This window comes from Spirulina subsalsa CS-330 (assembly GCF_028330765.1).
GTDB classification, from domain to species: Bacteria; Cyanobacteriota; Cyanobacteriia; order Cyanobacteriales; family Spirulinaceae; genus Spirulina; species Spirulina subsalsa_A.
Window position 1 is genome coordinate 1 of record NZ_JAQMTY010000035.1, and the last position, 7,535, is coordinate 7,535.

Consider the following 7,535-nt stretch of genomic DNA (forward strand, 5'->3'; position numbering starts at 1 on the left):
ATAGCTTCGGCGTGGGCTTTAAGCTCGGCTTGGGTTTGGGTATCCATTAGGTTGTGTTTCGGGTTCTGATTCCATGATGCCGATTTTAGCTTGCTTCTCTCCTGAGCATTTATACTCATTGCATAACTGGGATGCACCCATATTCTGACTCGTGTGGCAAAACGTCGTTTGTTCCCTATTGACCCGTGGCAAAGTGTTGCAGAACATTTTGGGGCACAAATTCTTGACCCTCGTTTACGGGCTTATGCTTGGTTAGCAGACTATCTCTTAAGCGATCCATCAAACGACCGTTACCGTGTTCCGGCTGGGGTTTTAGATGCTGAAACTGTTTGGTCAATTGTGCTCAATCGCGAGTTAAAGATCACGGACGAACGGCCCGATCTCCAATCGTTATTGGAATGGTCATTAAACCCCCAAGCCATCGCCAACTATCAGCATCTTGATCCCAACCTAAAAACAATTATTCACAATCGATTAATCGAGACAGCCGGAAACACGGTCTCTTCCCTACTAACTTATTTGGATTGTGGGGAGCGATCGCATCCTATCGCGATGGGTATTGTCTTGGATGTGCTCTTTCACCCGGACAATCAGGGGAAGTGCGATCGCGCCATTGGTAAATTAGAAGAACGCTATTTTCAAGGACAAGCCCTAGATGCTTCCACCCTCAAACCTTGGCAAACTGTAACCGCTCGACTTTTAAAACAAGACCCTGCGTTATTTACCACAGTCCAACACCCCGTAGATGAACTCTTACAAGAATTGGGAGTCGATGCCTATGCCGATGTGAGCCACTTATCAAAAACAGGCTTTGAGCAACGTTTACAGCAGTGGGGAGAACATCTCAATGTACTCTTACAGACCGATTCTCAACCCTGGACAGAGGCCAATTTTGTTCAATTACAGGAAGCATTTCAAAAACTATTAAGCAGCCAAGCCTATACACCAACATCGCGACTTGCCCTCTCCCTCACCATGGCAATGCGCTTAGTACAATGGCTGAAGCAAACAAACGGAATCCTAGCATCAGAACCCAACAATTTTGAAGAGGCGGCACAGATTGAACGGATGCTGGGCTGTTGGCTGGATCGCGCTCGATTTGCCCTAGTGGGAGGCAGCGATCGCCCCCACTTAGCCCATACTTATACACAGTTATTTCAGAAAATAACCACCCATCGAGAACATTTATCCCAGCAATTCGCCGATTGCTTAGTTAAAGCAACAGTGAGTCATGATCTAGGCCGCAACGTGATTCCGGTCGAGGGTATTTTAAGCACCATGATCGCGCCTATTGCCGCCCAACAATTTATTTTACTAATTGTCATGGATGGTATGAGTCTCAGTATTGCCATCACTCTCCTTGAAGAGCTAAGCTCACCTCAATCGGATTGGCAATTACTCCAGCCCAAAACATCAAAAACTCCCATAACTCTGGGTTTAGCCACAATTCCCTCAGATACCAAAACATCTCGGAGTAGTCTGTTGAGTGGACGACTGTGCCAAGGAAATGCCGATCACGAAGCCAAAGTATTTACCCAGTCTGCCAACTTCACCAAACGTCGTCGCGGCCATAAACCGCCGATTCTATTCCATAAAGCAGACTTACGCGATGACGCTCAAGTGAATCTAGCGTCCAATGTTAATGCCGCGATTCACGATCCAAAGCAGTCTATTGTGGGCGTTGTTGTGAATGCCATTGATGATCACTTAGATAAGGGAGAACAAACCGATATTTCCTGGTCTGTTGAAACCATTAAAAGCCTTGCTGCATTGCTCCAAGCTGCGAAAGAGAGTCACCGTATTGTGTGTTTAACGAGCGATCACGGTCATGTTTTAGACCATGCGGCCCGGTATGTCGCGGCCACCGGCGGCGAGCGCTGGCGCGTCGTCCAAGACTCAGAATTAATCAAAGACTATGAGCGCAAAATAACGGGCGATCGCGTTCTCGGCTCATCGGATCATACGCTCATTACGCCTTGGACTGAAACCGTTCGCTACACCAAGAAAAAACATGGGTATCATGGCGGGATTAATCCCCAGGAAATGTTGGTCGCGATCGCGCTCCTCTGCCCAAAAATGCAACATCACTGCCCTGATGGCTACCAAGTCGGTAGCCTAGAGCCTCCAGAGTGGTGGCAGCTTCAGTCAAAACCCCCTGTCGCATGACCCCAGAGGAAGTGCGATCGCACCAAGGCACTTCACCGCAACATCACATCTTGTCTCAAATCATTTTGTGGAACGGGAAATTTCCTCTATGATAGGAATGAGTTTTACGGTCATCCCGACCAAATCATAGCTAGCTGCCTGAATTGCGACGGACAGCCCATAGCAATATACCCTTGGAGGTAAATCCACCCACACAGGATTGAACCCCTCAGGAGAAGCAACTCCCAAGAGGTTCGACAAACAGTTTCATATTGAGTTAACCCCTCTTTCCAAGCTGTATCCAGCAGCACAGGAAAGATGAATCGGGTTGAACAAGCGCTTTAACGAACCGAGTTGAACAAGCGCTACCAAAACAAATGATGCTTCCACACATCTGTATGTAATTGTAGCGTGTCGTTCGCCTTCGGTCAAAGTATCCTTTACCGAATTTTTTGTCATGCTCAATTTTCACCACCGACAAGAATGGCTCAACTCCGCTGTTGATGCGGATCTCATCACTCTCAATGTTCACAGTTTTTCATCCCTAGCCACCTGCGCCGACCATCTTTTTTACGGACTGACCCCCACCCAACGCCGCAACGACGGACGACTGCGGGAAAAGTGGCTGCGCCGCTATGCCCACCTCGACCAGGGGGGCTGGTGGTGTCAGGGCGTGGATGTCTTCACCTTGGCGGCTTCGGCCTGGGGCTGTCTCAAACCCGATACGCCCAGGGTTGACCCCACGAAAAACAAACCCATCAAGTACGAACACCCTCCCCAGGTTCCCACGGAGCTGTTTGCGCTCCAGGTTTCTGACGCGGTGTGGTCACGCATTGCGGCGCGGTGGGGCGTGCCGAGGGTGGGGGATTCGTTTTGGCAATGGGTGCTTACGAACCCGGCAGTTCCTCTAGTGATTACCGAGGGGGCGAAAAAAGCCGGGGCTTTGCTGACGGCGGGTTATGCGGCGGTGGCGCTGCCGGGGATTTTCGGCGGCTATCGACAATCTCGCGATGCGGCCCATCGGGTGATTGGGCTGCCCCGGTTGATTCCGGCGCTCCAGGTCTTCGCTGTACCGGGGCGATCGGTGACGCTGGCTTTCGATGAAGACCAGAAAGCCTCGACCCGTCTCCATGTGCGCCAAGCCATCCGCAAAACCTCCCACCTCCTCCAGCGCCAGGGCTGCACCTGCCACGTCATGACCTGGACCACTGACCATAAGGGAATTGATGATTTGATTGTGGCGCGGGGGGTCGGGGCGGCCCATGCGGCCTATGATGCGGCGTTGGAGGTGGCGCTTTGGGATGCGCTGCAACTCAATCAGTTGACCGCTGTGGTGGATGTGGAGGTGTGCGATCGCTTTCTCACCGCCGTTCCTGTGCCTGAGACCGCTCAGATTGTCGCCCTCAAATCTCCCAAGGGAACCGGGAAAACCCAATGGCTCAGCACCCAGGTGGCGGCAGCCATTGAGCAGGGACAACGGGTTTTGGTGTTGACCCATCGGGTGCAGTTGGGGAGTGCATTGTGCGATCGCTTCGGCATTGACTACATCACCGAAGTCCAAGACTCAGAAACCGCCGGCATCCTAGGCTACGGTATTTGTGCCGACTCCCTCCACCCCACCTCAAAAGCACGGTTTAATCCAGCAGATTGGGAAGGGGCGCTCTTGATTGTGGACGAAGTGGAGCAGGTGCTTTGGCATCTCCTCAATGCCAATACCGAGGTGAAAAAACACCGCACCGCCGTACTCCATACCCTGCGCGAACTGGTTTACCACGTCCTCGCCGGCCAGGGGCGTATCTTTCTCGCCGATGCGGATTTAACCGACATCAGCCTGCACTACTTCACCGGCTTGGTGCAGGACTGGGGCGAACCGATCCGTCCCTGGATTCTCGTCAATACCTGGCAACCCGCTGCCGGTCGCGCCCTCACCTGGTACGACGATCCCGAACCCACCGGACTGATCGCCGATTTAGAGCGCCACATTGCCGCAGGCGGTATTCCCTTTGTCTGCACCAGTGCCCAAAAAACCAAATCCACCTGGAGTTCTCGCAATCTAGAACGCTACTGCCGCGAACGCTTCCCCCACCTGAAGATTCTCCGCATCGATTCCGAGTCCATTGCCGAACCCGGTCATCCCGCCTGTGGCTGCATGGCCCATCTCAATACCCTCCTGGCAGACTATGACCTGGTGATTGCCTCGCCGAGTATTGAAACGGGCATCAGTATTGATCTTGACCATTTCACCTCGGTGTGGGGCATCGCCGGGGGCGTACAAACCTGCGACGCGGTGCGTCAGGCGCTCAGTCGGGTGCGGGCAGATGTGCCGCGCTTTCTCTGGGCAAAATCCCAGGCGATCGGGGTGGGGACGATTGGCGATGGCTCCTGTCATTGGCAGCAACTGCTCCAAAGTCAGCGCCGCCAAACTCGCCTCCATGTCCAGACCCTCCTCGCTGCCGGGTGTATACCGGAACTAGGGGAGGATACCTTTCACACGCTACCCTTGGAAATCTGGGCGCAGCGTGGGGCGTTGATCAATATCCAAGCTCGGCAATATGCTACCCAAATTCTCGCCGGATTGTTACAAGAGGGCTATCAACTGACGACAGTACAGACCCATCTACCGACCGGACACCCTCACCCCGTTAAAGACACCATGACTCAACTCAAAACCGAGGCCTACCAAGAGGACTGTGATGCGATCGCCCAAGCCCCAGACCTCAACGATACTGAACTGCAACGACTCCAGGAACAGCGACAGAAAACCCCAGAGGAGCGCTCCGCCCAGCGCAAGGCCGAACTGGCCCGCCGCTATCCGGGGCTGGAGGTCACGCCGGAGCTGATTCAAAAGGATGACCGCTGTTACTTTAAACGTCTGCAACTCCATTACTATTTCACGGTGGGCCGGCAGTATGTGCTAGAGCGCGATCGTCAACAGTTTGACCACCTCCGGGAACGAGACCCCCAAGGTCGTTTGTTTGAACCGGATTTTAACGGCTCCCAGATTGCCGCCCAGGTGATGGCCCTAGAACGTCTCAACATCGCCCAGTTCCTGGAACCCGATGCCACCTTCACCCAGGAGAGCATCCGACCCTGGTTTGAGATGCTGCTCCACTATCGCCGCGACATCAAGACCTTCCTCAATGTCACGATTCACGAAAACCTCAAACCGATCCAAGCCGCCCAAAACCTCCTGGGCAAGATGGGCTTAAAACTCGATTTCCTCTACCGGCGCGGCAAGATGGGGGAACAGGTGCGGGTCTATGGGGCGGCGGTGATTCCCGATGACCGGGAGCGGGTCTTTGCCCATTGGCAGGCACGGGATGAAGCCCGGTGTAGCACCCCCCCATCAATAGCCATCCCGGCTTAATAGAGAGATTAACTTCCACCTCTCTCTACCCACCCTCAGAGAGTCTACTCCCCAAAAAAGCAGAGCAAACCCAGCAGCCCCCAGCCGGAGTCACCAGGCAAAAGAAGGGGTCAGGGTTAAAGAGGAAGGAGCCAAACAACCCAAACTAGAGAGAATCAGGGTCAATACCCAGCTCCTGAAGTTTAGCCAACGCTGCCTCTAGCTTCTGTGCCGTGTCCTGCTCCTGCGCCAACGCTGCGACCGGATCTCGGAAGGGTGCCCCATCCGGGTAGAATACCGCCAAGCCATCCTCAAACAGTTCAAAGCGAATCTTCAGCAGTGGGGATGTCCAGGGTAAACAGAGAGCAGTCACGAGGGTGCAGATCTCATCGGGTTGCTCGCGCACAAAGCCCCAAAAGTCTTGCCGTTGCGGGTCATAGTAGTACATCTCCAAGACCCCGTAGTCGTCGTAGAATTTTTGCTTCAGCGCCATTTCCCGGCGTGTATTACCCGGCGAGAGAATCTCAAAGATGACTTGAGGCGCAACGTTGTCTTCTTCCCACTGTTTGTAGCTACCGCGATAGCCCGGTGGACGCCCTAACGCCACGAGGACATCAGGAGCCTGGCGGGGGGCAGGGGGAGTCTCTACTTCGACGGGATACCAAAGCAAATCGCCAGCGACGAACGCCACCTCATCCTTGAGGAGATGTTTGAGGTTAGTGGCAAGGCGGACGATCCATTCATACTGTTCCGTATTGTCCGCCATGGGTTGACCATCAGAATCGGGGTAGAGAGTGTGGGGAGTAACAGAAGCGTGAACCATGAATCCCAAATCCATGAAGTGATTGAAGCTGGGTTCATTATAACGACGAGTCATGACCTTCGTGTAGTAAGCTCGATCGTATCCAATCAGGACTTATTCAGAAGAGAAAAAAGCAGGGCCAGAAGATGGAAAAATTCACCCCAAAGGATTACTTTCAGTACCGGTTGAATAGTCCTGTTAACTACACCATTACGAACGGGAGCATGTCAGGTTTGTCTTAGTGATGCAGAACAGCCCTGAAATAATGAAAAATCTTTGTTTTCTTGGAGTCAATAGTACAAACTAAGTAAAAGAGGACTAAGTACAGGACAAAAATCGGATAGGGTTGAAGAGAGGGGCGCTAAAAGAGGCAGAATCGAAGAAAAAGCGGCGGAGCAGGTCAAAACCATAACGAAATAGACTCCGAGCGCTACGACCATGGGACTTGATCAGGCGAATCGGTTGATGAGTATGTCGCCATAAGCCCGCCTTCATCGCCCAGACAAACGCCAGAGCTAAAAGAGCCAGAAGCTTAGACAGACGCGCCCTATCGGTGAAATGAGTCGATTCCAGATTAAAGCCCCTTGTCTTGAGTGCGCCAAACAACGTTTCAATGCCCCAGCGGTGAGCATAGTCAGCCAAAGCTTTTTGGGGGTCGTGCGTAGTGATGACAATCAGGAAATCATCATCAGTCTTCTTCGACTTCTGTTTTGGGTTAAGACGAGTGCCGATGACATAAACCGGACGACCCCACACCCATCGTCGTCCTGGCAAAACCTGCGTTGCACCGATGGCTAAAGACCGAAACAGGTGAGATCCCATGAGCGCAGGCTGACCCTTCCCCGCACAAATCTTGTCCGTCTGGCGAATGCGCAGACGAAAAGGAATGGGCTTCTCCATCATCAAGTACGAGAGCCAGGACTTCCCCACAAATTCACGGTCTCCCGTCAGATAGGCAATCTCGGCATCCGGTAATAAGCTTTCAAAGCGATCCAGCAAGTCCATCCGCTCTGTACTGCTGCTGTTGCCTTTCTGTTTGTCGAGCATCGTCCAGAGCAGGGGATAGCCAATGCCTTCATGCACCACACAGAGCATCAAGATCAGGACTTACGCAAAGGGGTAGAAGGAGGTAAATTCTGAGGATGAGTAAATTCAGCAAATTAGAGTACTGCCAGTACCTGCTGAGCAGTCCAGTGAACTACACACTGACGAACCTAGCGGAGCACTTGGAGGGAGTAAGCC

The 7,535-nt window shown here is 52.9% G+C and carries 3 protein-coding genes and 1 pseudogene; 2 read left to right on the plus strand and 2 right to left on the minus strand.

The window, feature by feature from the left end; all coding sequences use genetic code 11:
• Positions 1–144 precede the first annotated feature (144 nt).
• Both pglZ and PN477_RS02620 read left to right on the plus strand, forming a co-directional pair.
• Positions 145–2,166: a BREX-2 system phosphatase PglZ gene (pglZ, locus tag PN477_RS02615; RefSeq protein ID WP_272115591.1), complete on the plus strand. Its 2,022-nt coding sequence runs from the start codon at positions 145–147 to the stop codon at positions 2,164–2,166.
• Between the two features lie 436 nt (positions 2,167–2,602).
• On the plus strand, positions 2,603–5,512 hold the full coding sequence (locus PN477_RS02620) for a plasmid replication protein, CyRepA1 family (RefSeq protein ID WP_272115589.1): 2,910 nt from the start codon (positions 2,603–2,605) through the stop codon (positions 5,510–5,512).
• A 145-nt stretch (positions 5,513–5,657) separates the two neighbouring features.
• Here PN477_RS02620 and PN477_RS02625 read toward each other — a convergent pair whose 3' ends face one another.
• Both PN477_RS02625 and PN477_RS02630 read right to left on the minus strand, forming a co-directional pair.
• Positions 5,658–6,314: a Uma2 family endonuclease gene (locus tag PN477_RS02625; RefSeq protein WP_272115593.1), complete on the minus strand. Its 657-nt coding sequence runs from the start codon at positions 6,312–6,314 to the stop codon at positions 5,658–5,660.
• Between the two features lie 297 nt (positions 6,315–6,611).
• Positions 6,612–7,394 (minus strand): annotated as a pseudogene (locus tag PN477_RS02630) (IS4 family transposase); the annotation flags it as partial.
• Positions 7,395–7,535: the final 141 nt, after the last annotated feature.

What these genes read in the sequence shown, in the direction of transcription:
- PN477_RS02620 (WP_272115589.1), top strand. Translation starts at nt 2,603, where the DNA reads ATGCTCAATTTTCACCACCGACAAGAATGGCTCAACTCCGCTGTTGAT.
- PN477_RS02625 (WP_272115593.1), bottom strand. Translation starts at nt 6,314, where the DNA reads ATGGTTCACGCTTCTGTTACTCCCCACACTCTCTACCCCGATTCTGAT.